This is a genomic window from Streptomyces sp. NPDC059989 (assembly GCF_042736975.1).
Classification (GTDB): Bacteria; Actinomycetota; Actinomycetes; order Streptomycetales; family Streptomycetaceae; genus Streptomyces.
Genome location: NZ_JBHWUO010000033.1, coordinates 1 through 26,970, shown reverse-complemented (window position 1 = coordinate 26,970; position 26,970 = coordinate 1). Strand labels below are relative to the sequence as shown.

Sequence of the window (26,970 nt, the reverse complement as noted above, 5' to 3'; positions counted from 1 at the left end):
GCCATGGGGGACGCTGTGGGGGATCCGGACCGCCGGCGGAATACCGATCACCAGCTCGAATCAGCGGACACGACCGTCCCGCCCTTCCCCGCGCAGTTGCGGCGTCTGCGGGTGCAACGGGGAATGTCGCTGGCCGACCTGGCCCGGCGGACGCACTACAGCAAGGGCTATCTAAGCAAGATCGAGACCGGTGCGAAGCCCGTGACGGCCGATGTCGCGCGCCGCTGCGACGAGGTGCTCGGGGCGGGCGGCGAACTGCTGCGGATGGCACACGAGACGGAGCCGCCGCCGGAGGGCGCGTGCCCGTACCGCGGTCTGCCGGCCTTCACGGCGCAGGACGCCCGCTGGTTCTTCGGCCGGGAGCGGGCGACGGCCGAGCTGGTCGAGCGGGTCTTCGAACGGACCGGGCGCGGCCCGCTGATGGTGGTGGCCCCCTCCGGCGCCGGCAAGTCCTCCCTCCTGAACGCGGGCCTCGTACCGGCCCTGCGGCGCCCCGGCGGCTTCCCCATGGCGGGCGCCTACACCTGGCCGGTGGTGAGGTTCACCCCCACGGCGCATCCGCTGGAGGAGCTGCTGGACTGCACCGCGAAGGTGCTGGGCAGCGATACCGGCATCGGCGTGCGGGAGGTGCGGGAGCGGCCCCGGGTGCTGCTCGAAGCCGTCCGCCGGCTGTGGGACGGGGGGCGGGACGGGGAGTCTCCGCCCGCCCGGCCGGTGCTGATCGTCGATCAGTTCGAGGAGCTGTTCACCCTCTGCTCCGACGAGGACGAGCGGCGCGCCTTCGTACGGGTGCTCTCGGCGCTGGCCGCCTCCTGCCCGGCGGGCGGCGGGCCCGACCACCCGGCAGTGGTGGTGCTCGGCGTACGGGCCGACTTCTCCGGGAACTGCCTGGACCTCCCGGAGCTCGCCTCGGTCTTCACCGAGGGACTGTTCGTGCTGCCCCCGATGTCCGTGGCGGAGCTGCGGGAATCGATCACGCGCCCGGCGGAGCTCGCCGGGCTCACCCTCGAACCGGGCCTGGTCCCCCTGCTCCTGCGCGACGCCGGAACGCCCTCCGGCGCGCTGCCCCTGGTCTCGCACGCGCTGATGAGCACCTGGCGGCAGCGCACGGGGGCGACCCTGACGGTCGCCGGGTACGAGCACACCGGGGGCATCCAGGGCGCGATCGCGCACACCGCCGAGGAGGTCTTCGCCCGCCTGTACCCGGCCGAGCAGCGGACGATCCGCCGGATCCTGGTCCGGCTGGTGCACGTGGCCGACGGTACGGGCGCCACCCGCCGCCGGATGAGCCGGACCGCGCTGATGGAACAGCTCGCCGACGCGGAGCGGGCCGCGGCCGCGCTCGACGCCTTCGTGCGGGCCCGGCTGATCACCATGGACAGCGAGGCCGTCGAGATCACCCACGAGGCTCTGCTGCATGCCTGGCCGCGGCTGCGCGGCTGGATCCACGCCGACCGGGCTGGCCTCCTGATCCACCAGCAGCTGTCCCACGCCGCCGCCGAATGGGAGCGCGAGGGCCGCGATCCCTCCGCCCTGTACCGCGGCACCCGGCTGGACACCGCCCTGTCCTGGGCCGATGGGGCGGATGGAGCCGATGGAGCCAGTGCGGCCGGTGCGATCGGTGCGACCGGAGCGACCGGAGCGACCGATCGACTCGGCGGCCGGAGCCGGCTCGCCCCGCTGGAGGCGGCCTTCCTCCGGGCGAGCCGGGCCGGCGAGGCGGCCCGGGCGGGGCAGGCGCGGCGCCAGGTGCGGCTGCGGCAGGGGATGTTGGCCACGCTCGTCGTCCTGCTGGTCCTCGCCGTGGGCGCCGGCGGGCTGGCGTACCAGCAGCGGGCGGGTGCGCTGGGGCAGGAGCGTGTCGCCCGTTCGCGGGCGCTGGCGCTGCAGTCCACGGCGCTGGCCGCGGGCCAGCCGGAGGCGTCGATGCTGCTCGCCGGGGAGGCGTACCGGACGGCCGTGACGACCGAGGCCCGGGGCGCGCTGCTGAGCACCCAGGCCCAGCCGTTCGTCGCCCGGCTCGGCGGGCACGGCGGACCGGTGAACGCGGTGGCCTTCGCCCCGGGGAACGGCACGCTCGCCACGGCGAGTTCGGACGGGACCGTGACCCTGCGGCGGGTGGCCGACCGGCGGACGCTCGCCACCTTCACCCTGGCCGGGCGGGTGCGGGCGGTCGCCTTCAGCCCCGACGGCCGCACCCTCGCGGCCGTGTCCACGGACGGCCCGGCGCGGCTGTGGGACACCGTGGGCCACGGGACGGCGGGGGTCCTCCCGGCGAGCACCGCCGGCGCCCGGGCCGTGGCCTTCGCCCCCGACGGGCGGGCCCTGGCCGTGGCGGCCGCCGACGGGACCGTCCGGCTCTGGGAGGCCGGGGACGGTCACCGGGCCCTGGGAACCCTCACGGGCCACGCCGGGAAGGTCAACGCCCTGGCGTACGCCCCGGACGGCCGGACGCTGGTCTCGGCCGGAGCCGACCGCACCGTACGGCTGTGGGACCCCGTGGAGGCCCGGCAGCTGGCCGTGCTGGAAGGGCACACGGACGAGGTGCTGGGAGCCGCGTTCGCCCCGGACGGCCGGACGGTCGCCACCGGGGGCGTCGACCGGACCGTACGGCTGTGGGACGTGGCGGAGCGGCGGCCGGCCGCGACCCTGACGGGCCACAGCGACGACGTCAACGGCGTCGCCTACACCCCGGACGGGACCACGGTCGTCAGCGCGAGCGGCGACGGCACCACCCGCCTGTGGGACGTGCGCGGCGGCCGGCTGACGGCGACGCTCGCCGGGCACACCGACTACGTGCTCGGGGTGGCGGTGGACTCCGCCGGCGCGGTGCTGGCCACGGCCGGCTTCGACCAGTCGGTGGTCCTGTGGGACCTGCGCGGCGCGGTGCTGACGTCGCGTCCGTTCACCGAGGTCTGGCACGCCGCCTACAGCCCGGACGGCGGACTGCTGGCCACCGCGGAGGCGGATCACGTGGTGCGGCTGTGGGACGTCGCCGGGCGCCGGGCCGTGGCCGCGTTCGCGGGGCACTCCGAGACCGTCTTCGCGGTGGCCTTCGCCCCCGACGGGCGGCTGCTGGCGTCGGCGGGCTCCGACGGCACGATCCGGCTCTGGGACGTGGCGGCGCGCGCACCGGCGGCCACCCTCACCGGCCAGGGCGGGACGGTGTTCTCGGTGGCCTTCTCACCGGACGGGCGCACGCTGGCCTCGGCCGGTTCGGACGGCACGGTCCGGCTGTGGGACGTGCCGGCGCGCCGGCAGCTCGCCGTGCTGACCGGCCACACGGACTTCGCGAACGACGTGGTGTTCAGCCCCGACGGCCGCACCCTCGCCAGCGGCGGCGACGATCTGACGGTCCGGCTGTGGGACGTGGCGGGCCGCCGGCCGCTGGCCGCGCTCACGGGCCATACGGGTGCGGTACGGGGCGTGGCCTTCAGCCCGGACGGGCGGACCCTCGCCAGCAGCGGCAACGACGGCACCGTCCGCCTGTGGGACGCCCGGCTGCACCGTCCGGAGGCATCGCTGACCGGCCACACCGGCTCCGCGCGGGGCATCGCCTTCTCCCCCGACGGCCGCACGCTGGCCAGCAGCGGCAACGACCGTACGGTGCGGCTGTGGGACGTGACGGCCCGCCGGCCGGTGGCCGCGCTGACGGGCCACGCGAACGCGGTGTGGAGCGTGGCCTTCTCCCCCGACGGCCGCACGGTGGCGAGCAGCAGCACCGACGGCACCGTCCGCCTGTGGGGCCTGGACGTCGGAGCCCGCCTGTCGGCGATCGACCGGCTGCGGGACGGTACCTGAGCCGCCTCGCCCGGCGCCCGGAACTCCTCGCCGGCTGTAAACGAAAGCCCGGTTTTATTTCACCAAGAGGCGTTGTGTGTACGGCGGATGAAAATGCGCACGCTCGCACGGATATCGATATCCGGACCGTTGACAGCGATTCTCCGGCGAATCCAGGCTGCTGCCGTGTCCCTGAGAGAATCACTCCCCCTCGCCGCGCCCGCCGGCCCTTCCGGGCCGCCCGGGCCGCCCGGGCCGCCCGAACGGGTCCTCCCGCTCCGCCGGCCCGGACGGTGGATCGGCAGCGCCGTCGTGCTGGTCCTGGTCTCCCAGGCCGCGCACGGGCTGTTCACCAACCCCTTCTACCAATGGGACCGCTTCGCGTACTGGTTCCTCCGGCCGGCCATCCTGGACGGGCTGTGGATCACCCTCCAGGTGACCGCGTACAGCGCGGTCCTCGGCCTGGCCGGCGGGGTGCTGCTCGCCCTCGGGCGACTGTCCGCCAACCCGGTGCTGCGGTGGGTGTGCTGGACGTACATCTGGCTGCTGCGCTCCGTGCCGCTGATCGTCGTCCTGCTCTTCCTCTACAACCTCAGCGCGCTCTACCCCACGCTGAGCATCGGGGTCCCCTTCGGCCCGGCCTTCGTCAGCTTCGACGAATCCCGGCTGGCCACCGACATGGTCGTGGCGGTCGTGGGGCTGAGCCTGGCCGAGGCGGCGTACGCGGCCGAGGTGGTCCGGGCGGGCGTGCTCTCCGTCGACCAGGGCCAGCACGAGGCAGCGGCCGCGCTGGGCCTGCCCAAGCGGCACCAGTTCGCCCGGATCGTCTTCCCGCAGGCACTGCGGGCGATCGTCCCCGCGTACGTCAACCTGCTGATCGGGCTGGTCAAGGCCACCTCGCTGGTCTTCTACGTGTCCCTGCTCGACCTGTTCGGCTCGGTGCAGGGGCTGGCGAGTACCTACTCCGGCGACGTGGTGCCGCTGCTGCTGGTGGCCACCGTCTGGTACGTGGTCCTCACCAGCCTCGTCTCCGTCGTCCAGTTCTACGTGGAGCGGTACTACGCGCGCGGCGCCCTGCGCACCCTGCCGCCCACCCCCTTCCAGCGGGCCCGGGCGGGCCTGCGCACCCTGCGCGGCCGCCTCCGTGCGCCCTGAACTCCCGCCTCCCCGCGCTCATTTCCCTCCTCCTGCCCCTCCCTGTGAACACGAACACGAACATGAACATGAAAAGGAACACGATGCGACGCCCTTCCGCCCTGCGCACCAGATTTGTCCGCGGCCTCGGCGCCGCGACCGCCACCGTGGCCCTCGCCTCCGGCCTCACCGCGTGCGGCGGTGACGCCGAGGCCACCGGACCGGGCTCCGGCAAGGTCACCGTCGGCACGGTGTCCAACGGCGCCGCGCAGCAGGCCGAACTGTCCGTCCCGGTCGTCGAGTCCCTGCGCGCCCAACTGCCCGCGGACGTCCGCGAGCGCGGCGAGCTCGTCATCGGGGTCGGCGCGCTGCCCGCCGGCTTCCCGCCGCTGGCGTACGTCGGCACCGACCAGAAGACGCTCACCGGCGCGGAGCCGGACCTCGGCCGCCTGGTGGCCGCGGCCCTCGGGCTCAAGCCCGTGGTGAAGAACTCCACCTGGGAGAACCTCTTCGTGGGCATCGACAGCGGCAAGGTGGACGTGGCGTTCACCAACGTCACGGTCACCGAGGAGCGCAAGAAGAAGTACGACTTCGCCTCCTACCGGCAGGACAACCTGGCCTTCGAGGCGCTGAAGGACGACCCCTGGACCTTCGGGGGCGACTACCGCAACCTCGCGGGCAAGACGGTGGCCGTCAGCTCGGGCACCAACCAGGAGAAGATCCTGCTGGAGTGGCAGAAGAAGCTCCAGGCCGAGGGCAAGGACATCACCGTCAAGTACTTCCCTGACGCCAACAGCACCTATCTGGCCCTGAGCGGGAAGAAGATCGACCTCAACTTCGGCCCCAACCCGTCGATCGCGTACCACCTCACCCAGACCGCGAGCGGCAACGCCCCGACCCGCAGCGCCGGTTCCTTCTCGGGTGCGGGCGAGACGCTCCAGGGCCTGATCGCGGCGACCGCCAAGAAGGACAGCGGGCTGGCCAAGCCGGTGGCCGAGGCGATCAACCACCTGATCAAGGACGGCCAGTACGCGAAGCTGCTGGCCGCCTGGAACCTGTCCGACGAGGCCGTCACCACCTCCGAGGTGAACCCGCCCGGCCTGCCGTCGACCAACTCGTGAGCCGGGCAACACGGTCGCCAAATTCCCTTAATATTCCGGTCATTGTATGGCCCCGCCATCGGGCGTAGCGTCGTCGAAAAGGTCCCTTTCCGCGTTCCCGCATCCTTTTCCCTTTTCCTCACGCCCGATCAGGAAGGCGGTTTTCGCCGTGTCCGAACTCCATCTCGCCGTCGCCCTCGACGGCGCGGGCGCGCACCCGGCTGCCTGGCGGGAGCCGGGTGCCCGGCCCGCCGAACTGTTCACCGCCCGCTACTGGGCCGGTCTCGTCGCCGAGGCCGAGGCCGGCCTGCTCGACTTCGTCACCTTCGAGGACGGCCTCGCCCTCCAGTCCTCCTCCCCGGACGGGCCCGACGGACGGGCGGACCGGGTCCGCGGGCGGCTGGACGCGGTGCTGACCGCCGCCCGGGTCGCGCCGCTGACCCGGCACATCGGGCTGGTCCCGAGCGTGACCGCCACGCACACCGAGCCCTTCCACATCTCCAAGGCCATCGCCACCCTGGACCACGTGAGCCGCGGCCGGGCCGGCCTGCGGATCCAGGTCTCCGGACTCCCGTACGAGGCACGGCACTTCGGCCGCCGCCCCGTCCCCCTCCCCGAGGCAGCGCTGTACGAGGAGGCCGCCGACCACGTCGAGGTGATCCGGCGGCTGTGGGACAGCTGGGAGGACGAGGCGGAGATCCGCGACGTGGCCACGGGCCGGTTCGTCGACCGCGACAAGCTGCACCACATCGACTTCGAGGGCCGCCACTTCGCCGTTCGGGGGCCTTCCATCACCCCGCGCCCGCCGCAGGGGCAGCCGCTGGTGAGCGCGCTGGGCGACGGCGGCGCGGCGTACGGGCTCATCGCCCGGTCCGCCGATGTCGGATACGTCGCCGCCCGCGACACCGGGGAGGCGCGGGCCGCCGTCACGGCGATCCGGCAGGCCAGGGAGTCCGCCGGGCTCTCGGCCGAACCCCTGCACCTGTTCGGGGAGCTGACCGTATTCCTGGACGACGACCACGCGGCGGCCGGCGACCGCCTGGGCCGCCTCGACGCGCTCGCGGGCACGGGCGCGGACGCGGACGCGGACGCGGCGTACGCCGATGGCACCGCGGTCTTCGCCGGGACCCCCGCGCAGCTGGCGGACCTGCTCCAGGAGCGCCGGGAAGCGGGCCTGTCGGGCTTCCGGCTGCGGCCGGGCGTGCTCGCCCACGACCTGCCCGCCCTCACCCGGGGGCTGGTGCCGGAGCTCCAGCGGCGCGGTGCCTTCCGCCGGGCGTACGAGGCGGACACCCTGCGCGGCCTGCTGGGACTGGCCCGGCCCGCCAACCGCTACGCCGCGCGCCCCGCCGCCTGACCCGAGCCCCCGGACCCGAAGCCGGAACCCCGGACCTTCCGGAAGGACGAACCATGAGCACCAAGCCGCTCAAGCAGATCCATCTCGCGGCCCACTTCCCCGGCGTCAACAACACCACCGTGTGGAGCGACCCGGCGGCCGGCAGCCACATCGACTTCGACTCGTTCCGCCACTTCGCGCAGACCGCCGAGCGCGCGAAGTTCGACTTCCTGTTCCTCGCCGAGGGTCTGCGGCTGCGCGAACAGGGCGGACAGATATACGACTTGGACGTGGTGGGCCGTCCCGACACGTTCACGGTGCTCGCCGCCCTGGCGGCCGTCACCGAGCGCCTGGGCCTGACCGGCACCATCAACTCCACCTTCAACGAGCCCTACGAGGTGGCCCGCCAGTTCGCCACCCTCGACCACCTCTCCGAAGGCCGCGCCGCCTGGAACGTCGTCACCTCCTGGGACGCCTTCACCGGCGAGAACTTCCGGCGCGGCGGATTCCTGCCGCGCGAGGACCGCTACACCCGCGCCCAGGAGTTCCTGGCCACCGCCACCGAGCTCTTCGACTCCTGGGACGGCGGCGAGATCCTCGCCGATGCCGCTTCGGGCGCCTTCCTGCGCGACGCCCGCGCCGGGGCCTTCTCCCACTGGGGGCAGCACTTCGACATCGAGGGCCGGTTCAACGTGCCGCGCAGCCCGCAGGGCAGGCCGGTGATCTTCCAGGCGGGCGACTCCGACGAGGGCCGCGAGTTCGCCGCGGCCTCCGCCGACGCGATCTTCGGCCGGTACGGGACCCTCGTCGAGGGCCGGGAGTTCTACGCCGACGTCAAGCGCCGGCTGGCCGCGTACGGCCGTACCCACGACCAGCTGAAGATCCTGCCGGCGGCCACCTTCATCCTCGGCGACACCGACGCCGAGGCGCACGAGACCGCCCACGAGGTGCGGCGCCTGCAGGTCAGCGGGCAGACCGCGATCAAGTACCTGGAGCACGTCTGGAACCGGGACCTGTCCGCCTACGATCCGGACGGCCCGCTGCCCGACATCGATCCCGAGGTCGGCGAGAACACCATCGCCCTCGGCCGGGCGAGCGTCCGCCAGTTCCGCGACCCGCTCGACACCGCCCGGCAGTGGCGCGAGCTCGCCGAGGCCAAGAACCTGTCGATCCGGGAGCTCGTGATCGCCACCACCGGCGCCCAGACCTTCGTCGGCTCCGCCGCCACGGTCGCCGGGTCGATCAACGAGCTGGTGCAGGCGGACGCGGCCGACGGCTTCATCCTCGTCCCCCACATCACCCCGGGCGGCCTCGACGCCTTCGCCGACACCGTCGTCCCGCTGCTCCAGGAGCGGGGCGTCTTCCGCACCGAGTACGAGGGCACCACCCTGCGCGACCACCTCGGTCTCGCCGTGCCCGGCGCGGCGCCCGCCCGACAGGCCGCGGGCTCGTGAAGTTCCTGGCCATCACCCTGATCACGGACTCCCCGGACCCGGTGACCGGGGCCCACACGCCCACCCGTGACCGGTTCCGCGAGGTCGTCGACAGCGCGCTGCTGGCGGAGGAGCTCGGTTTCGACGGCTTCGGGGTGGGCGAGCGCCACGAGCGGCCGTTCCTGTCGTCCTCACCGCCCGTGGTGCTCGGCCACATCGCCGCGCTGACCCGCCGGATCCGGCTGTTCACCGCCGTCACCACCCTGAGCCTGCTGGACCCGGTACGGGCGTACGAGGACTACGCGACGCTGGACCACCTGTCCGACGGCCGTCTGGAGCTGATGATCGGCAAGGGCAACGGAACCGCCCAGCGCGAGCTGTTCCACGTGACCCCCGAGGACCAGTGGGAGCGCAACGCCGAGGGCTACGAGCTGTTCCGGCGGATCTGGCGCGAGGACAAGGTGAGCGCCGAGCCCCGCTTCCGCCCGTCGCTGGACGGAGCCGAGGTCCTGCCGAGGCCGTTCCAGCCGAGGATCCGCGTCTGGCACGGCAGTGCCACGAGCCGGGAGTCCGTGGACCTCGCCGCCCGCTACGGGGACCCGCTCTTCTCGGCGAACGTCACCCATCCGATCGGCCCGTACGCCGCGCTGATCCGTCACTACCGGGAGCGCTGGGAGCACTACGGGCACGATCCGGCGCACGCCGTCGTCGGCGCGGGCACGGCCGGCTACCACGCGGCGCCCACCTCCCAGCAGGCGGTCGCGGCGTACCGGCCGGCCTTCGCCCGGTACCTCGCCGCGCACCGGGCCCAGGGCGTCGACCCCGTCTTCCCGACCCTGGAGGACTTCGTCGAGCGGAGCTCGGCGCTGATCGGCAGCCCCCAACAGGTGATCGAGAAGGTGCACCGCTACCACGAGGAGTTCGGCCACACCGCGCTGCACCTCCAGGCCGAGCCGGGCGGGCTCACGCACGCGCAGCACCGCGCCTCCCTCGAACTGTTCCAGTCGGAGATCGCCCCGGTGCTGCGCCGCGCGATCCCCGACCCCTCCTTCACCGACCTTTAAGGAGCCCGGCCATGTCCGGCATCCCCCTCGGGGTCCTCGACCTCGTCCCGGTCCCGTCCGGTTCCACCGCCGCCGAGGCCCTCGGGAACAGCATCGACCTCGCCCGGCGGACCGAGGCGTTCGGCTACGCGCGCTACTGGTTCGCCGAGCACCACCTCAATCCGGGGGTCGCCGGGACCTCCCCGGCGGTCGTCCTGGCCCTGACGGCCTCCGCGACCGGCACCATCCGGCTCGGCTCCGGCGCCGTGCAGCTCGGGCACCGCACCGCGCTGTCGACGGTCGAGGAGTTCGGGCTCATCGACGCCCTGCACCCCGGCCGCATCGACCTGGGCCTGGGCCGCTCGGCGGGGCGGCCCCAGCCGCGCTCGGGCGAGCCCGCACCGCCCGCGACCCCGGTCGTCGGCGGATACACCCCGAACGGGCTGCGCATCCCCGACCGGTTCTCCTTCGCGCACCTGCTGGGCCATCCCCGGGTGGCCCTCCAGCAGAAGCTGCTGAACCTGCCCGGCGCCCAGCCGCAGGACTACGCCGAGCAGGTCGACGACGTCCTCGCCCTGCTGCGCGGCGAGTACCGCACCCCGGAGGGGGTGGAGGCGCACGCCGTTCCCGGCGAGGGGGCCGACGTACAGGTGTGGATCCTGGGCAGCAGCGGCGGGGTGAGCGCGGAGACGGCCGGCCGCAACGGGCTGCGCTTCGCGGCCAACTACCACGTCAGCCCGGCTTCGGTGCTGGAGGCCGCCGAGGGGTACCGGGCCGCCTTCAAGCCGTCGGCGGAGCTGGACCGGCCGTATCTGACGGTGTCCGCCGACGTGGTCGTCGCCAAGGACGACGAGACGGCCCGCAAGCTGGCCACCGGGTACGCGCCGTGGGTGCGCAGCATCCGCACCGCCGAGGGCGCCATCCCGTACCCCACTCCGGCCGAGGCCCGCGCCCTGCCCTGGTCGGACGCGGACCGGGCGCTCGTCGCCGACCGGGTGGACACCCAGTTCGTGGGCTCCGCGCGGACCGTGGCCGACCACCTGGACCGGCTCCAGGAGGCCACCGGGGCGGACGAGTTGCTGATCACGACGATCACGCACGACCACGCGGACCGGGTGCGCTCGTACCGCCTCCTGGCCGAGGAGTGGCAGCGCCGCCGCTGACCGGCGGATGTGACGGAAGTCTGACGTCCCGCCGCGGCCCCTGGTGCCCGGGGACCGGCGGTGGTCGAATCGGCGGGTGAGTACAGAAGAGCGTGCGGACCCCGACGGGCGGGGCACCCCGGTCGGGCGGCGGCTGGTGCTGGGGATGCTCGGCCTCGGCGCGGCCGGGCTGGTCACCGCCCCCTACCTGCAGCACGGCTTCGAGGCCGTCGCCGACAAGGACCCCACCGGGCTCAGCGGGCTGCTGCCGAACGGCGGCGGGTTCCGCTACTACTCGGTGGCCTCCTCCGTCCCCGAACGGGGCCCCGAGGACTACCGCCTGACCGTCGGCGGGCTCGTCGAGCGCCCGGCGGAGTACACCCTCGACGCGCTGCGGGCGCTCCCGCAGACCCGGGTGGTCCGGGACGTCCAGTGCGTGACCGGCTGGCGGGTCCCGGGGACCCCCTTCGAGGGGGTCCCGCTGTGGCGGCTGCTGGACGCCGCCGGGGTGCGGCCCGAGGCCGGGGCCATCCGCTTCGACTGCTTCGACGGCACGTACACCGAGAGCCTCACCCTCCCGCAGGCCCGCCGCGACGACGTCCTGGTGGCGCTGCGGATGCAGGACCGGCCGCTGGGCCACAGCCACGGCGGTCCGGTCCGGCTGTACGTCGCCCCGATGTACTTCTACAAGTCGGCCAAGTGGCTCTCCGGGATCACCCTCACCGAGAAGGTCGAGCCGGGCTACTGGGAGGAACTCGGCTATGACGTCGACGCCTGGGTCGGCCGGTCGAACGGACGCGACGATGCCCCTACTGTCTGAACGCGCCGCGCGCGTACGCCGCTTCAGCCGCGCCGAGCGCCTGGTCCACCGGACCACGGCCGCGCTCGCCCTGGTGTGCCTGGCCGGCGCCGCCTGCCTCTACCTGCCGCCGCTCGCGGAACTGGTGGGCCGCCGGCACCTGGTGGTCGTCGTGCACGAGTGGTCCGGGCTGCTGCTGCCGCTCCCCTTCCTGCTGGGCCTCGCCTCCCCCGCCTTCCGCGCCGACCTGCGGCGGCTGAACCGCTTCGGGCCGCACGACCGGCAGTGGCTGCGGGCCGCACTGCGCCGGGACCGCACGGGGCCGCGGCCCGCCGGGAAGTTCAACGCCGGGCAGAAGGTGTACGCGGGCTGGCTGGCCGGAGCGGTCCTGGTGATGCTGGGGACCGGGCTGCCGATGTGGTTCACCGGGCTCGCCCCGCTCGTCTGGCGGACGGCCGCCACCTTCGTCCACGACTGGCTCGCCCTGGTCCTCGGCATCGTGCTCGCCGGGCACATCGGCAAGGCCCTGGCCGATCCGGAGGCCCGGCGCGGCATGCGCACCGGCTCGGTCCGGCGGGAGTGGGCCGAGCGCGAGCACCCGCTGTGGCGGCCCGAGGACTGAGCCCCCGCCGTGCGGCGGGGGTTCGTCCCCCCGAGGGTGGCGGCGGGCGGGATCAGCCGCCGTCGCGGACCGCGACGATGCCGTTGAAGACGCCGACGTACGCCGTACCGTCGGGGCCGAGGGTGATCGGCGCCCAGTTGTTGTCGTACAGCGGGCCCGTGCCGGTCAGCTGCCGCCAGCGGCGCTCACCGGTGCGGAAGTCCACCGCGGTGAGGTACCAGGCGTCGATGCCCCAGCGGTTGGGCTCCTTCTCGTAGAAGTAGAGCAGCCCGTTCGCGGTGGAGAGCTTGGGGACGACGGAGGGAGCACGGATCGCGCTCTCCCACACCGTGTCGCAGCCGCTGCCGTCGGCGCGGACGTCGATGCGGCTGACGCCGCCGACGACGGACTTGCCGAGCAGCAGGCTGGTGGGGTTCTCGTAGCCGTAGTTGTTCTCGACGACGATGCTGTTGCCCCACGTGATCAGGGAGTTGTCGGTGGTCGAGGCGCCGGAGCCGAAGACGGGCACCTTGCACACGAGCCGCTGGTCCGCCGGGACGCTCGCACCCCGCTTGTAGACCAGGACGTTCATCCGGTCGTCGGCGTTGTCGGTGATGGCGACGTAGCCGTTGCCGAAGAGGTCCGGGGTGGTGCCCGAACCCTGGTTCACGGAGCCGGGCTTGGTGCCGGTGCCGCGGTCGTACGTCTGGCGCCACTGCACCTCGGGGGTGCCGTCGGCGGCGGCGCGGAAGCTGTAGAGCGCGTGGTCGGAGACGATGGAGACCCCGTCCTCGGCAACCGAGAAGGAGTTCTGGATCTCCTCGCCCTCCAGCCGGATGGAGCGGATCTGCGAGGTCGCCGGGTCCACGGTGCCGACGCGGCCCTGGCGGGTGACCCACCAGATGCGGCCGTTCCAGTCGGGCATGACGGAGGTGACGGGGTCGCAGGTGCCGCTGGGCCGCAGGTTGGTCCAGCTGACGCAGTCGTGCGGGACCTGGCCGGTGAGGTCCCAGTCGTTGTCGACCGTGAACTTCCAGCTGCCGCCTGATTCATCGGGGGTCCACGAGTGTGCGAGGCGCAGGATGTGCTGGCGGGAGTCGGCCAGCACGGCGCGGTCCTGGTTGTCCAGGTAGAAGTAGGCGCCGCCCGAGGTGTCCTTGAAGATCTTCGCGAAGTCGAGCGAGGTGATCGCCTCGACCGTCGAGGAACGCTGCGGGAGCTGGTATTCCGCGAGCGTGGCGAGCGTACGGGGCTCCAGGAGCTTGACCTTGAAGCCCGAGAAGGTGCCGCACACCGTGACCAGGCGGCCGGCCGTGTCGAAGGTGGCGGTGGCGCATTCGCCGCCGAGCGCGGCGATCTTCTCGCTGGTCACCCGGAGGTCCTTGCCGAGCGGCCCGGACCAGGGCGAGGTGGCGCTGCCCGCCGCGTCGGAGTGCATGCCGCTGCGGCCGTTGGGCGCGAGGAAGGGGTGCTGCGGCGGTGCTTCGCCGGGCAGCGCAGCGGCTGCCGCGGGGCTGCCGTCGTAGTGGCCGACCAGGCGGTGGCCGGGGGCCTTGGGTATCTCGTCGGCCTGGGCCGGCGAGACTCCGTAGATCACCGTGAAGGCGGCGATGACCGGTACCACAGCGCAGTTCAGCGCTCTTCGGAACATCCGGGCTTCCTCCTGTCTCTTCAGTTGTATTGACAGTGCGTATGACATCGCGCCGCCGCCAGACGCTAGATCGCACTGCCCGAGGAGTCCATGGAAGAGCCGGATGATTCACGAAGGCGCAACAGTTGATCAAGGTTTCGGGGGTGGAGACCCCCGGCGCACCCCCTACGGCCTCAGTCCCGAGACCACGTTCGCGGTGGCCGTCAGGCCGTCGTGGATGGTCGCGGCCATGCTGCTGCTCGCCAGGTAGAAGCCGAGCAGCACGCAGACGACGGCGTGCGAGAACTTGAGGCCGCCGCTGCGTACGAAGATCCAGGCGAGGATGAGGAGCAGGACGACCACGGAGAGCGAAATCACCATCGAAACCTCCTTACTCGGCGCCCATGGTGGCGCAGGGAGGGGTGGCTCCGGGCGAAAGACGTGTCCGCCGTACGGGTGTTGACCGTCCGTGACGGGCGGTCAGTCCTTGACGATCTCGTCCCAGTGGGTCGTACGGTCGCACCAGCGGCCGAGCAGGACCGGATCGTGACCGACGGCGAGGAGCCCGGCGCCGGTCTCGGCGCGGTACTCCTCGACCACCCCGACCAGGGCGGCCGTGGTGGAGGCGTCGAGCATCGCGGTCATCTCGTCGCAGACGAGCCAGCGCGGCCGCAGCACCAGGGCCCGGGCCAGACAGGCGCGTTGCAGCTGGCCGTCGCTGACCTCGTGGGGACGGCGGGTGAGCAGATCACGGCCGAGGCCGACACGTTCCGTCAACTCGGCGACCCTGGCTTCCACTTCCTTACGGCGGCCCGTCGCGCGGAGGGGTTCCGCGACGAGGTCGCGCAGCCTGAGGCGGGGGTCCGCGGAGAGTCGGGGCTGTTGGAAGACGAGGCCGACGCTGATGCGCAGGGAGCGCGGGGCCCGGTGGGCGAACGCCGTCACGGCGCGGCCGTCGAGGGCCACGGTCCCCCGGTCGGGACGGTGCAGCAATGCGGCGACCCGGGCGAGGGTGGACTTGCCGCAGCCGCTGGGCCCCAGCAGGCCGAGGGACTCGCCGGGCCGCAGGGTGAGGTGCGCGCCGCGGACGACGGGGGCGCGGCGGTCGTAGCCCGCGGTGATGTCCTTGAGCTCAAGCATGGTGGCAGGCCACCCCTTCGGTGAGCGCGGGCCGCTCGGCGCGGCAGGTCCGGTCCGCGGAGGCGCAGCGGGCGGCGAAGGCGCAGCCGGCCGGGAGCGCGCCGAGCTCGGGCGGGGCGCCGGGGATGGGGGTGAAGGCGCGCTCGGGGAGGGCGTCGAGCAGGCCGCGGGCGTAGGGGTGGCGGGGTCCGGGCGTGCCGAAGAAGGCCTCGGCCGGGGCGATTTCGACGATCCGCCCGGCGTACATGACGGCGACGGTGTCGGCGATCCGCTCGGCCGCCGCGAGGTCGTGGGTGATCAGCAGCAGGGCCCGGCCGGCGTCGCGGGTGTGGGCGCGCAGCTCGTCGACGGTGCGGTGGACGAGGTCCCGGTCCAGGCCGGTGGTCGGCTCGTCGGCGAGCAGCAGCGGTGCGTCGCCGACGAGGGCGAGGGCGGTGGCGGCGCGCTGGGCGAGGCCGCCGGAGAGCTGGTGGGGGTGGTGGTCGAGGTGGGTGGCGGGGAAGGCGGCCCGCTCGGCCGCGGCCTCCGCCGCCTCGCGCAGGCCGCTCCCGCGGACGCCCGTCAGCGCGCGGACGGTCTCCTCCAGGTGGGCCCGGACGGTGCGGACCGGGGTGAGGTGCGCCGCCGGGCTCTGCGGGACCAGGCCGACGCGGCGGCCCCGTACGGTCCGGGCGAGGGTGCGCTCGTCGGCGGCGAGCAGGTCCAGCCCGTCGGCGAGCCGGGCCGACCCGGCGGTCTGGGCGTTGCCGGGGAGCAGGCCGAGCAGGGCGGAGGCGAGCACGGACTTGCCGCAGCCGCTCTCGCCGACGAGGGCGAGGCACTCGCCCGCAGAAAGGCGGAAGCGGGCGTCGGTGACGGCCTCGACGTACCGGCCCGCCGGCATGCGGAAGCGGACGGACAGCCCGTCGACGGTCAGGACGGGGGCGGGGGTCACAGGGTCGGCTCCGGGCGGCGGGGGTTGATGCGGTCGCGCCAGGCGCCCGCGAGGCCGGCGATGGCGAGCGTCGGGACGATCAGGAGCAGCCCGGGGAAGAGGGTGGGCCACCAGTCGCCGGCGAGCAGGGAACCGCGCGCCGTCTGGACGAGGTTGCCCAGGCTGGCCTGGTGCGCGGGCAGGCCCAGCCCCAGGAAGGACAGGGCCGACTCGTGCCACATCGCGTGCGGGATCATCAGCACGGCGGCCAGGCCCGCCTGCGGGAGGATCCCGGGCACCAGGTGGCGTACGGCGACCCGCCACCGCGAGGCGCCGCCGGATATGGCCGCGTCCACGTAGGGGCGCCCGCGCAGCGACAGCACCTCGGCGCGGACGATCCGGGCCGTCGACAGCCAGTGGGTGACGGCCACGGAGGCCACCACCGGCCAGACGCCCGGGCGGAACATCGCCACGATGAAGATGCCGAGCAGCAGGTGCGGGATCGAGGACAGCGTGTCCACCGCCCGCATGACCACCCGGTCCGTCCAGCCGCCGAGCGCGCCCGCGGCCGCCCCCACGGCCGTGCCGATGACGGTGGCGACCAGCGCCGCCACCAGGCCGACCAGCAGCGAGACCCGCAGTCCGTACACGCAGCGCAGCAGCAGGTCGCGGCCGACGTCGTCGGTGCCGAAGGGGTGGGCCCACGAGGGCGGCTGGAGTTTTGCCGACAAGTCGACCGCCTGCTGGTCCAGCTGGGCCAGCGGCGGGACCAGCAGGACCGCCAGCACGATCAGCGCCACGACGGCCGCCGAGGTCCGCACGCGCAGGGTCCGCGTCGAGCGCCGTGCCCGCCCGGCGGGCCGCCACACGGTGTCAGCCATCGAAACCCACCCTCGGGTCCGCCAGCCCGTACAGCAGGTCGGACAGCAGGTTCCCGGCGAGCACCGCCGCCGTGGCCAGCACGGTCAGTGCCGCCAGCAGCGGGAAGTCCACCGAGGTGGCGGCCTGTACGGTCGCGGCCGCGATGCCGGGCCAGCTGAAGACGGTCTCCACCAGCAGCGCGCCGGTGATCAGTTCCGGCACCCGGGAGCCGATCAGCGTCAGCATCGGCAGCATGCCGGAGCGCAGCCCGTGCCCGAGCAGGACGGTCCGCTCCGCGAGGCCCCGCGCGCGGGCGCCGCGTACGGGGTCCTCCTCCAGCGCTTCGGCCACGCCCTGGCGCACGTACAGGAAGAACCAGGGGAGTTGGGAGACTCCGAGGACCAGCGCGGGGAGCACCAGGTGCGGGGCGACCTGCCCGAAGGTGACCACGTCGCTGCCCGCGTCGGTCAGTCCGCCGGCGGGCAGCACGCCGAGGCGCACCGAGAAGAACCAGATGGCGAGCAGCCCGAGCCAGAAGGCGGGGGCGGCCTCCAGGGTGTAGGCGAGCGAGGTCGCGCCCCGGTCCAGCCACCCGCCCGGCCGGCGCGCGGCCAGTACCCCGAGCACCGTGCCCGCGAGCACGGCGACCGCGAAGGCGCAGCCGGCGAGCAGCGCCGACCAGCCCACCCGCTCGGCGATGACGTCGGCGACGGGCGCGCGCAGGACGGAGGAGGTCCCGAGGTCGCCGGTGAGCGCCGAGGTGAGCCAGTCCCACCACCGGGTGACCAGCGGCCGGTCCACGCCGAGGTTGGCGCGCAGTTGGTCGAGCTCGGCCTGCGAGGCGGTGAGTCCGGCGGTGCCGGCGTAGGCCTTCACGGGGTCGAAGGGGGACAGCGCGGCGATGGCGAACACCCCGAAGGTGACGGTGAGCAGGACCGGGACGGCGAACAGCGCCCGCCGCCCGGCCATGCGCGCCATCGGCCCGGCGCGGCTCACACGACTCACGCGGCTCACGCGGCTCACACGGCTCACTTCTGCTTCGGCTTCCAGCTCTCGACGTTCCACCACGGGCCGGAGCCGAGGCCGTGGTCGTGCGGCTCGACCTGGGTGGTGAGGCCCTCCCACTTGTCGTTCACGACGTACAGGTGGTCGATGTGGGTGAGGAAGACGTAGCCGGGGTCCTTCACGAGCTCGCGCTGCACGGTGTCGTAGGCGGCCTTGCGCGCCGCCGGGTCACCGCTCTTGCGCCCGTCCAGGAGCGCGGCGTCGACGGCCGGGTTCTCGTACCGGGCCATGTTGTTGAAGCCGTCGCCGCCGAGCGAGGAGGTGAGCAGCTGGTACTGGTCGAAGTCGGGGTCGGCCGGCGAGCCGCCGCCCGCGAGGACGGCGTCGGTCTTCATCCGCGGCTCGATGACCTCCCAGGTACCGGCCTCGGCCTTGACCTCGATGCCGGCCTTCTTGGCGTCGGAGGCGAAGGCGAGCGCGTGGTCCTGGCGGATCTTGTCGCCGGAGGTGTACCAGAGCGGGAAGGAGGCGCGGACCCCGTCCTTGACGCGGATGCCGTCCTCGCCGCTCTTCCAGCCGGCGTCGTCGAGGATCCTCTTCGCCCGGTCGAGGTCGTACGGGCGCTCGGTGCCGGCGGTGAACCACGGACTGTCCGTCGGGACCGGGCCGTAGGCGGCCTTGCCGGCGCCCTCCAGGAGCTTGTCGACCATGGCCTCGCGGTCCACGGCGATGTCGAGCGCCCGCCTGACCGCCACGTCGCCGGTGACGGGGTGGTGCGTCGGCAGCGTGACGTTGCGGTAGTCGAAGGTCTTGGCGGCGAGGACCTCGCGCGCCGCGTCCTTCGCGAAGGTCTCGGCGAGGTTGGGCGGCAGGATGGCGCCGTCCAGCTCGCCGGAGCGCAGCCGGGTGGCGCGGACGTCGTCGTCCTTGATGACGGCCATGGTGAACCTCTTCACCGCGGGCTCGCCGCCCCAGTAGCCGGGGTTCGCCTTGAAGCTGAGCTTCTCGCCCTTGGACCAGCCGGTGAGCACGTACGGGCCGGTGCCGACGGGGTGGGTGGCGAAGTCGCCGCTGTTCACGTCCTGCCGGCCGGCGATGTGCTCGGGGGCGATGGGCAGCACGGTTCGCTCGGCGAACGGGGCGTAGGGGTACTTCAGGGTGAAGACGACCGTGTCCTCGCCGCGCGCCTCGACGCCCGCGACCGCGTCGAGCTCGGTCTTGGAGGCGTTGTTCGTCTTCGCGTCCAGGATGGTCCGGTAGGTGAAGACGACGTCCTTGGCGGAGAAGGGCGCTCCGTCGCTGAACTTCACGCCCTGGCGCAGCTTGTAGGTGTACGCGAGCCCGTCCGCGGAGACCTCCGGCAGGGCCTCGGCCAGGGCGGGCTTCAGTTTCATGCCGGCGTCGTGCGCGAGCAGCCCGTCGAAGATCTTGGAGTTGCCGTCCTTGCCGTAGCCGAGCAGGGGGCTCAGGCTCTCCGGCTCGGTGGCGATGCCGACGACGGCGGAATCCGCCGGGCCGCCTCCCGCGGGGTGGGGGTTCGAGCAGGCCGCCACGCCCGTGATGAGTGCGGCCGCCAGCGTCGCCGCGGCCACTCCCCGTGCTGTCCGGGCCGTCATGCTGCGCACATCCCTGTTTATGATCAACTGTTATTGCAAAGAGCTCGCAATAATGCCAGACAGGCCGATAGGAAGACGAACCGGCCCACATCACCCGCACCTCGGCCCGGGCCCGCCGCACGGGGCTTGCCCGGCCCGGCCCCCTCGTGCCATACATGTCTAGACCTTTACGCGGAAGCGGAGGAAGGCACCCCGTGCACCACGCCCGACACACCGCACCGACGCTCCTGCTCTGCCTGGCCCTCGGCGGCCCGGCCGCCTGCACCGCGCCCGACACCGAGCCCCCGCCCGCCCCCGCCGGGCTCACCGCGCAGGCCGGCAGCGCCTCCACCGTGCACGTCATGTGGAACGCGGCCGCGGAACGCGACGGGGTGACCGGCTACCAGGTCTTCGAGGGCGACCGCCTGGTACGGGAACTCCCGGCCGACAAGACCATGGTGGACATCACCGGCCTCACCCCGCAGACCGGCTACGCCTTCACCGTCAAGGCCGAGGACGCCGCCGGGAACCTCTCCGCGGCCGCCCCCGCCGCCCGGGCCACCACCCTCGCGGCCAAGGCGGAGGACCTCCGGGCCCCCACCGCCCCTGCCGCCACCACCGCCCGGGCGACCGGACCCCGGTCCGCCTGGGTGTCCTGGTCGGCGGCGACGGACGACACGGGCGTGACGGCGTACGACGTCTACCAGGGCGGCGTCCGGATCCACACCGCAGGCCCCGGCGAGAGCGGCACCGCGCTGGGCGGCCTCCAGCCGGACACCGTGTACACCTTCACCGTGCGGGCCCGCGACGGCGCGGACAACTCCTCCCCCGACGGCCCGCCGGTCGACGTGACGACCCCGCCCGCCTCCGGCGACGGCCCGAACACCGCGCCCGCCGAGTTCACGGCCACCGCCTCCCCCGGCGCGGTCACCCTCGCCTGGACCGCCCCGGACACCGGCCGCGAGACCAGCGAGTACGAGCTGTACGTCAACGGAAAGGCCACCACCGTCATCCAGTTCGGCGCCGGCGCCGTACCCGGCGGCCGGGCCGAGCACCGGCTCACCGTGACCGAGCCCACCGGTACCGTCTGGGCCGTCAAACTGCGCGCACGCCTGCCCGACGGCAACTGGGGGGCCTTCTCGGCGGAGCGCCGGATCACCCTCGTGGCGTGAGCCCGCGCAACGATCTGGCCTGAACGCCCCTGCCGGGAAAGAAGATCACGCACAATACATCCGTGTTCGGTGAGTACTCGGTCAACAACAATCAGGCAGATTCCTCGGACGGCGACCTCGCGCCGGCCGCCGGCGCCACGCCGGGAAACCTGCCGCCAGAACCGGCCGGATTCATCGGCCGGGAGCACGAACTGGCCTACCTCGACGACCTGTTGCGCCACCGGAGGCTGACCACGCTCACCGGCGTGGGCGGCGTCGGCAAGTCCCGGATCGCCCTGCGGGCCGTCGCCGCCGCCGGCCAGGCGCGGCCCGACGGCGTCTGGTGGGTGGAGCTGTCGCCGCTGCGCGACCCCGGCCTGCTGACCGCGACCGTCGCCCACACCGTGGGTCTCGCCGACCACTCCCCGCGCCCCCTCGACGAGGAGCTGTGCGCATGGATGGCCGACAAGAACCTCCTCCTCGTCCTGGACACCTGCGAGCACATGGTGGCCGAATGCCGCCACCTGGTGGGTGAACTCCTCCAGTCCGCTCCCGGGTTGACGGTCCTGGTCACCTCCAGGGAGCCGCTCGGCTCACCCGGCGAGGAGGTCGTCGAGATCCGCCCGCTGCCCTGCGAGGGACCCGACAGCGACGCCCTCGCCCTCTTCCGCAGCAGCGCCCTGGCCGCGACCCCGCAGGCGGCGGCCTGCTTCGAGGACCCGGAACAGACCTCGGTCGCGGCCGAGTTGTGCCGCCGCCTCGACGGCATCCCGCTCGCCCTGGAACTCGCCGGAGCCCGGATGCGGCTCTGGTCGCTGGAGCAGATGGCCGAGCGGATCGGCGCGCGCTTCGACGTGCTGTCCGACACCCGGTCCACCCTGCTGCCCCGGCACCAGACGATGCGGACCACGATCGGCTGGAGCCACGAGCTGTGCGAGCCGCTGGAACGGCTGCTGTGGGCCCGGCTGTCGGTCTTCACCGGGGACTTCGACGTCGCCGCGGCCCGCGCCGTGTGCGCGGGCGGCCCGCTGCCCGCCTCCCGGGTGGAACGGGTGCTGGCGGGCCTGGTCGCGAAGTCCGTGGTCCGCCGCACCGAGGAGCGGGGCGCCGGGGCCCGCTACCGGATGCTGGACACGATCCGCGAGTACGGGCACGACTGGCTCGACGAGCTCGCCGAGACACGGATCGTCGCCGACCGGCACGCCCACTGGTACACCGCGCTCGCCCAGGCCGCCGACCGGGGCTGGCTGGGGCCGGGGCAGGTGGACTGGTACCGCAGGATGACCGCCGAGCACGCGCAGATGCGCACGGCCCTGGAGCACCTGCTGGGCTCCGACCCGGCGGTGGCGCTGGAGATGGCCGGGGCGCTGTGGTTCTACTGGTTCGCGTGCGGGCACGTGCACGAGGGCCGGGGCTTCCTGGAACGGGCGCTGCGGGCCTCCCCGCCCACGGGAGCCGCGTACAACCAGGCCCTGTGGGCGCTGGGCCTCACGGCCCTGCTCCAGGGCGACATGGCCGCCGCCGGGCGGGTCGGCGAGGAGTGCACGCGCGGCGCGGCCCGGCTGGCGGATCCCGAGCGGGAGCTGCGCGCGGCCTATCTGCAGGCCGTGTCGGTGCTGATGCCGGGCGATCCGGTACGGGCCCTCGCGCTGGCGGGTCCACGGGCGCGGGCGGGCCACGGCGGCCGGACGAGCGCTCCCGGCTGGCTGCTGTGCAAGCTGGCCACCGCCTACGCCCTGTGCGACCTGCGGCGCTTCGAGGAGGCGATGGAGGAGGCGCGAGCCCTGCGGGAGACCTGCGCGGAGCTGGGCGAGCGCTGGCTGCGCGCCTACGCCGACTACGTCCTGGCGGTGGCCGCGCTGGGCCTGGGCGAGCACGGGGAGGCGGCCCGGCACGTGCGGGCCATGCTGTCGGGGAAGCGGCTGCTCGGGGACCGCTTCGGGATCGCCCTGGGCCTGGACCTGCTGGCGGCGGCGGTGGCCGCGCTGGGCGACGGGGAACTGGCGGCGCGCCTGCTGGGCACCGGGCACGCCTGGTGGCGCACGGTGGGCCGGCCGCAGATGGGCTCACCCTCGCTGACGGCCCTGCGCGACCAGGGCGAACGGCAGGCCCGGGCGGCGATCGGCGACGCCGCCTACGAGACGGCGTTCCGGGGCGGGGCGGCTTCGTCCACCGGCTGAACAGCAGCCGGTGGACGTCATTAACTCCTGGTCCGACACCTGGCCTCCCGTCAGTACGGGAGGGGTCTGCCCGACGGTGTGCGCAGGTCCAGGTCTCGGGGGGCGGGCTTGGGAACGGGCTTGCGGATCAGCTGCTGGCGCATGCTGCCTCCTCGCTCAGACCAGGGCCGGGCGGCGGGGTTCCACCGTTCGGCCTTCGGGGAGCAGTTCACCGGTGTCGTCGAAGATCACCACACCGTTGCAGAGCAGGCTCCAACCCTGTTCGGGGTGGGAGGCCACGGTGCGGGCGGCATCGTGGTCTGGGCTCTCTGCGGCAGGGCAGGGGGGCTGGTGGGAGCACATGGCGCACCTCCTCGCAAAGTGGGGCGGGAGGGCCGGTGGTCACCCGGTCGAATCCGCGATCCACGGTGGCGGTGAGTATTGCTGATCGCCACCCCCGGACGGAACCCATATTCGCGGTCCAGTTCAGGGTGTGTATGCCCGATTACCATGCGCTCATGCCCGCTATCCGGATCGTTCACCGTACCCGCCTGCCGGCTCCCGAGGCGTGGCTGCGGCTGACGGACTGGGAGCGCCACGGGGCGCAGGTCCCCCTCACGCGGACGATCATCGCGACGCCGCCTCCGACGGGCGTCGGGACGATCTTCACGGCGCGCACGGGCGTGGGCAGGATCACATTCGACGACCCGATGGAAGTCACCGTCTGGCGCCCGCCGGCGCCGGACACCCCGGGTCTGGTCCGCCTGGAGAAACGAGGCCGCGCGGTGACGGGCTGGGCGGAGATCGAGATCCGCCCCCTCGCGGCGGACGGCTCGGAGGTCCACTGGCGCGAGGACCTGCGCCTGCGCGGCCTCCCCCGCGCCCTGGATCCCGCGGTCGCCGCGGCGGGACGGTTCCTCTTCGGGCGGGCCGTCGCCCGGCTGCTGGCCCCCTGAAGCCGCGGGCTAGGGTGCCGTGATCGCCGCGCCGGTGATCACTACGCGACCGAGGAGATCTCCGTGGCCACTCCGCCACCGCCGCAGCAGGGCGCCGGCCCGTACCCGAACCCGTACGCCGTCCCGCCGGTCCCGCCCGTCCCGCAGCAGGGCGCGTACGGCACCCACCCGCAGCCGGGGCCGCCCGGCTGCCGTCTGTGCGGGGCCTGGCCCGCCGCACCCGCGACCGTGCGCGGCCACCAGGGCATGATCGTGCTGATGCGGTTCCTGAGCCTGCGCGGGCCGTTCTGCCGCGACTGCGGACTCAGCACCTACCGCCGCATGTCCTCGGACACGCTGTGGCAGGGCTGGTGGGGTCCGCTGTCCCTGTTCATCACGCCGGTGACCCTGCTGGTGAACCTCGGCCCGCGCGCGGCCTTCCGCAGGCTCGCGCCTCCGGTGGGCGGCTTCCGACCACCGCTCGACCCGGGCAAGCCGCTGTGGCGCCGGACCCCGGCCCTGCTCGCCCTCGTGCCGGCACTGCTCGTCCTCCTCGCGCTGCCCGCGCTCCTGGTGATCGGCCTGGTGGCCGGTGACGACGAGCCGACGACGCTGACGGTGGGGCAGTGCGTACGCAACGTGGGCGACTGGAGCGACCAGCAGCTGGTCGTCGCGCCCTGCGGTTCGGCGGATGCGGAGTACCGCGTCACCCGCCTGCTCCAGCCCGGGACGACCTGCGCGGACGGCGAGTACTACGCCGACCTCAAGTACGGCCCGAACGGCACCGCCACGAACTGCCTCGCACCCCTGCACTGAGGTGCGGCGCCGCACCCGAGCCACCTCCAGCCCCGCCCCGGACCACTACCAGCCCCGCCGGCGTTTGAGGCGCGGGGGCCCACATCCAGCCCCGCCGGCGATTGAGGCGCGGGGGCCCACATCCAGCCCCGCCGGCGTTTGAGGCGCGGGGGCTCGGGGGCGGAGCCCCCGCAACGGCGCCGCACCCGAACCACCGGAACCCGGGGCCGGGCCCAACCCCCAACCCCCAAGGCACAGCGCCTAGCGAATCGGCATGTCGGAGATCGTCCGCGCGATCACCAGCCGCTGGATCTCGCTCGTCCCCTCGAAGATCGTGTAGATCGCGCTGTCGCGGTGCATCCGCTCCACCGGGTACTCCCGGGTGAACCCGTTCCCGCCGAGGATCTGGACCGCCTGCGCGGTCACCTTCTTCGCGACCTCGCTCGCGAAGAGCTTGGACATGGAGCCCTCCGCCGAGGTGAACGGCCGGCCCGCGACCGCCATCCAGGAGGCCCGCCACACCAGCAGCCGCGCCGCGTCGATCTGCGTCCGCATGTCGGCGAGCTGGAAGGCCACGCCCTGGTTGTCGATGATCGGCCGGCCGAACTGCGTCCGCGTCTTCGCGTAGTCCAGGGCGACCTCGTACGCCGCGCGCGCGGTGCCCACCGCCATCGCCCCGACCGCCGGCCGGGAGGCCTCGAAGGTGGCCATGGCGGCGTTCTTCACGCGCTCGCCCGCCCCGCCGCTGCGCGCCCGCTCATGGGCCCGCGCCAGCCGCTCGTCCAGCTTCTCCTTGCCGCCGAGCAGGCAGGAGCCGGGGACCCGTACGTCCTCCAGCACCACCTCGGCGGTGTGCGAGGCGCGGATGCCGTGCTTCTTGAACTTCTGGCCCTGGGACAGTCCCGGGGTGTTCGGCGGCACGATGAAGGAGGCGTGGCCCTTGGTGCCCAGCTCCGGGTCGACGACGGCGACGACGATGTGGACGTTGGCGATACCGCCGTTGGTCGCCCAGGTCTTGGTGCCGTTGAGCACCCACTCGTCCTTGGCCTGGTCGTAGACGGCCCGCGTACGCATGGAGCCGACGTCGGAGCCCGCGTCCGGCTCGGAGGAGCAGAAGGCGGCGACCTTCACGTCGTCCGGGGTGCCGTACATCTGCGGGATCCAGGTGCCGATCTGCTCCTCGGTGCCGTTCGCCACGACGCCGATGGCCGCGAGCCCGGTGCCGACGATGGACAGGGCGATGCCGGCGTCGCCCCAGAAGAGCTCCTCCATCGCCATCGGGATGCCGAGGCCCGTGGGGTCGAAGAACTGCTGGGCGTAGAAGTCCAGCGAGTAGATGCCGACCTTGGCCGCTTCCTGGATGACGGGCCAGGGAGTCTCTTCGCGCTCGTCCCATTCCGCGGCGGCGGGACGGATGACATCGGCGGCGAAGCCGTGGATCCAGTCCTGTACCTGCTTCTGGTCGTCGTTGAGCTCCATGGTGAACTCCGCCATGTCCCCTCCACCTGTTCTGTGCTCGTCCATGCGCAGGTTACTAGCGGTAACCTGCACGATGACCACAGTGTGTTACCGGTCAGTAAGCACTGTCAAGCACTGCCGGTTTCGCTGGTCGAGGTGTGCGGGGTGTTACGTTGCGTGGGCGTCACGCACATCGCACGGGCGGGGAGAGAAACACATCATGGAGACCACGCAGCACGCAGGCGAGCCGGGAGCGGCCGAGCGCCGGCGGCGGGAGCTGCTCGAAGCGGCCGACCGGGTCGTGCTCAGGGACGGCCCCAAGGCCTCCATGAACGCCATCGCGGCCGAGGCCGGCATCACCAAGCCCATCCTCTACCGCCACTTCGGGGACAAGGCCGGCCTCTACCAGGCCCTCGCCGTCCGGCACACGGACGCCCTGCTCGATTCCCTGCGGGCGGCGCTCGACGCCCCGGCCGAGCGGCGCCGCCGGGTGGAGTCCACCCTCGACACCTACCTCGCCGCCATCGAGGCCCGCCCCCAGGTCTACCGCTTCCTGATGCACCCGGCGGAGGACTCCCAGAGCGCCGAGCGCGGCTTCGACGTCGGCCTGCACTCGGCCCCGCTGCTGCGACGCCTCGGCGAGGAGCTGGCCAAGGTCATCGGCGAACGCGTGGACCTGGGCCCCGGCGGCGAACGCCTGGCCCGCGTCTGGGGCCACGGCATCGTCGGCATGATGCACGCCGCGGGCGACTGGTGGCTCGGCGAACGCCCCTGCGAGCGCGCGGAACTCGTCACCGGCCTCACCGACCTCCTCTGGGGCCGCCTGGCCACCGCCGGCAACCGCGAGGACGGCCCGGGCTTCTGAGCCCCGCCGGAGCCAAAGTCAGCCTCGCCGGCGTTTGAGGCGCGGGTCCGGGCGGAGCCCGGTGCCCGGCGGAGCCGGGTTCCTGGGGCTCCGCC

At 73.5% G+C, this 26,970-nt stretch carries 23 protein-coding genes; 14 read left to right on the top strand and 9 right to left on the bottom strand.

What is annotated here, in order from left to right; all coding sequences use genetic code 11:
• Positions 1-3: 3 nt before the first annotated feature.
• The 9 genes from ACFWBN_RS26630 to ACFWBN_RS26590 all read left to right on the top strand — a co-directional run bounded on the left by ACFWBN_RS26630 (position 4) and on the right by ACFWBN_RS26590 (position 12,389).
• Complete coding sequence (locus ACFWBN_RS26630; protein ID WP_385179790.1) at positions 4-3,801, top strand: helix-turn-helix domain-containing protein; 3,798 nt, start codon at positions 4-6, stop codon at positions 3,799-3,801.
• A 165-nt stretch (positions 3,802-3,966) separates the two neighbouring features.
• A complete protein-coding gene (locus tag ACFWBN_RS26625; protein WP_385179788.1) occupies positions 3,967-4,935 on the top strand; it encodes an amino acid ABC transporter permease in 969 nt (322 codons plus the stop codon).
• 83 nt (positions 4,936-5,018) lie between these two features.
• A complete protein-coding gene (locus ACFWBN_RS26620) occupies positions 5,019-6,035 on the top strand; it encodes an ABC transporter substrate-binding protein (protein WP_385179785.1) in 1,017 nt (338 codons plus the stop codon).
• A gap of 148 nt (positions 6,036-6,183) precedes the next feature.
• Positions 6,184-7,371 (top strand): LLM class flavin-dependent oxidoreductase, encoded by a 1,188-nt coding sequence (locus tag ACFWBN_RS26615; protein ID WP_385179782.1) that lies wholly within the window; start codon positions 6,184-6,186, stop codon positions 7,369-7,371.
• 53 nt (positions 7,372-7,424) lie between these two features.
• A complete protein-coding gene (locus ACFWBN_RS26610) occupies positions 7,425-8,804 on the top strand; it encodes an NtaA/DmoA family FMN-dependent monooxygenase (protein WP_385179779.1) in 1,380 nt (459 codons plus the stop codon).
• Positions 8,801-9,847 (top strand): LLM class flavin-dependent oxidoreductase, encoded by a 1,047-nt coding sequence (locus ACFWBN_RS26605; RefSeq protein ID WP_385179776.1) that lies wholly within the window; start codon positions 8,801-8,803, stop codon positions 9,845-9,847. The genes ACFWBN_RS26610 and ACFWBN_RS26605 overlap by 4 nt, the downstream gene beginning before the upstream one ends.
• 11 nt (positions 9,848-9,858) lie before the next feature.
• Positions 9,859-10,989, top strand: coding sequence for an LLM class flavin-dependent oxidoreductase (locus ACFWBN_RS26600; protein ID WP_385179772.1), 1,131 nt, complete (start codon positions 9,859-9,861; stop codon positions 10,987-10,989).
• Between the two features lie 145 nt (positions 10,990-11,134).
• Positions 11,135-11,788 (top strand): molybdopterin-dependent oxidoreductase, encoded by a 654-nt coding sequence (locus ACFWBN_RS26595; protein WP_385179924.1) that lies wholly within the window; start codon positions 11,135-11,137, stop codon positions 11,786-11,788.
• A complete protein-coding gene (locus ACFWBN_RS26590; RefSeq protein WP_385179768.1) occupies positions 11,772-12,389 on the top strand; it encodes a cytochrome b/b6 domain-containing protein in 618 nt (205 codons plus the stop codon). The genes ACFWBN_RS26595 and ACFWBN_RS26590 overlap by 17 nt, the downstream gene beginning before the upstream one ends.
• Before the next feature lie 52 nt (positions 12,390-12,441).
• On the opposite strand, the gene ACFWBN_RS26585 is transcribed toward ACFWBN_RS26590, so the two are convergent.
• The 7 genes from ACFWBN_RS26585 to ACFWBN_RS26555 all read right to left on the bottom strand — a co-directional run bounded on the left by ACFWBN_RS26585 (position 12,442) and on the right by ACFWBN_RS26555 (position 19,533).
• Entirely contained in the window at positions 12,442-14,019 is a 1,578-nt protein-coding gene (locus tag ACFWBN_RS26585; protein ID WP_385179765.1) for a hypothetical protein, read from the bottom strand.
• Between the two features lie 165 nt (positions 14,020-14,184).
• Positions 14,185-14,379 carry a hypothetical protein gene (locus tag ACFWBN_RS26580; RefSeq protein WP_385179762.1) on the bottom strand — a complete coding sequence of 65 codons (195 nt, stop codon included), beginning with the start codon at positions 14,377-14,379 and terminating at the stop codon, positions 14,185-14,187.
• Between the two features lie 99 nt (positions 14,380-14,478).
• Complete coding sequence (locus tag ACFWBN_RS26575; protein ID WP_385179758.1) at positions 14,479-15,138, bottom strand: ABC transporter ATP-binding protein; 660 nt, start codon at positions 15,136-15,138, stop codon at positions 14,479-14,481.
• Entirely contained in the window at positions 15,131-16,021 is an 891-nt protein-coding gene (locus tag ACFWBN_RS26570) for an ABC transporter ATP-binding protein (RefSeq protein WP_385179922.1), read from the bottom strand. Before ACFWBN_RS26570 ends, ACFWBN_RS26575 begins: the two co-directional genes overlap by 8 nt.
• A gap of 47 nt (positions 16,022-16,068) precedes the next feature.
• Positions 16,069-16,932: an ABC transporter permease gene (locus ACFWBN_RS26565; protein WP_385179755.1), complete on the bottom strand. Its 864-nt coding sequence runs from the start codon at positions 16,930-16,932 to the stop codon at positions 16,069-16,071.
• Positions 16,925-17,890 carry an ABC transporter permease gene (locus ACFWBN_RS26560; RefSeq protein ID WP_385179919.1) on the bottom strand — a complete coding sequence of 322 codons (966 nt, stop codon included), beginning with the start codon at positions 17,888-17,890 and terminating at the stop codon, positions 16,925-16,927. Before ACFWBN_RS26560 ends, ACFWBN_RS26565 begins: the two co-directional genes overlap by 8 nt.
• 50 nt (positions 17,891-17,940) lie before the next feature.
• On the bottom strand, positions 17,941-19,533 hold the full coding sequence (locus ACFWBN_RS26555; RefSeq protein WP_385179753.1) for an ABC transporter substrate-binding protein: 1,593 nt from the start codon (positions 19,531-19,533) through the stop codon (positions 17,941-17,943).
• Between the two features lie 194 nt (positions 19,534-19,727).
• Between ACFWBN_RS26555 and ACFWBN_RS26550 the strand changes: the two genes are divergently transcribed.
• Positions 19,728-20,684: a fibronectin type III domain-containing protein gene (locus ACFWBN_RS26550; protein WP_385179751.1), complete on the top strand. Its 957-nt coding sequence runs from the start codon at positions 19,728-19,730 to the stop codon at positions 20,682-20,684.
• 62 nt (positions 20,685-20,746) lie between these two features.
• Positions 20,747-22,843: an ATP-binding protein gene (locus ACFWBN_RS26545; protein ID WP_385179748.1), complete on the top strand. Its 2,097-nt coding sequence runs from the start codon at positions 20,747-20,749 to the stop codon at positions 22,841-22,843.
• A gap of 156 nt (positions 22,844-22,999) precedes the next feature.
• On the opposite strand, the gene ACFWBN_RS26540 is transcribed toward ACFWBN_RS26545, so the two are convergent.
• A complete protein-coding gene (locus ACFWBN_RS26540; RefSeq protein ID WP_385179745.1) occupies positions 23,000-23,185 on the bottom strand; it encodes a DUF5999 family protein in 186 nt (61 codons plus the stop codon).
• Between the two features lie 155 nt (positions 23,186-23,340).
• On the opposite strand from ACFWBN_RS26540, the gene ACFWBN_RS26535 reads away from it, so the two are divergent.
• Both ACFWBN_RS26535 and ACFWBN_RS26530 read left to right on the top strand, forming a co-directional pair.
• Entirely contained in the window at positions 23,341-23,778 is a 438-nt protein-coding gene (locus ACFWBN_RS26535) for an SRPBCC family protein (RefSeq protein ID WP_385179744.1), read from the top strand.
• A gap of 63 nt (positions 23,779-23,841) precedes the next feature.
• A complete protein-coding gene (locus ACFWBN_RS26530) occupies positions 23,842-24,573 on the top strand; it encodes a hypothetical protein (RefSeq protein ID WP_385179741.1) in 732 nt (243 codons plus the stop codon).
• Positions 24,574-24,813: 240 nt separating this feature from the next.
• On the opposite strand, the gene ACFWBN_RS26525 is transcribed toward ACFWBN_RS26530, so the two are convergent.
• A complete protein-coding gene (locus ACFWBN_RS26525; RefSeq protein ID WP_385179916.1) occupies positions 24,814-26,046 on the bottom strand; it encodes an acyl-CoA dehydrogenase family protein in 1,233 nt (410 codons plus the stop codon).
• A 184-nt stretch (positions 26,047-26,230) separates the two neighbouring features.
• Between ACFWBN_RS26525 and ACFWBN_RS26520 the strand changes: the two genes are divergently transcribed.
• Positions 26,231-26,875: a TetR family transcriptional regulator gene (locus tag ACFWBN_RS26520; RefSeq protein ID WP_385179738.1), complete on the top strand. Its 645-nt coding sequence runs from the start codon at positions 26,231-26,233 to the stop codon at positions 26,873-26,875.
• The last annotated feature ends 95 nt before the right edge of the window (positions 26,876-26,970 follow it).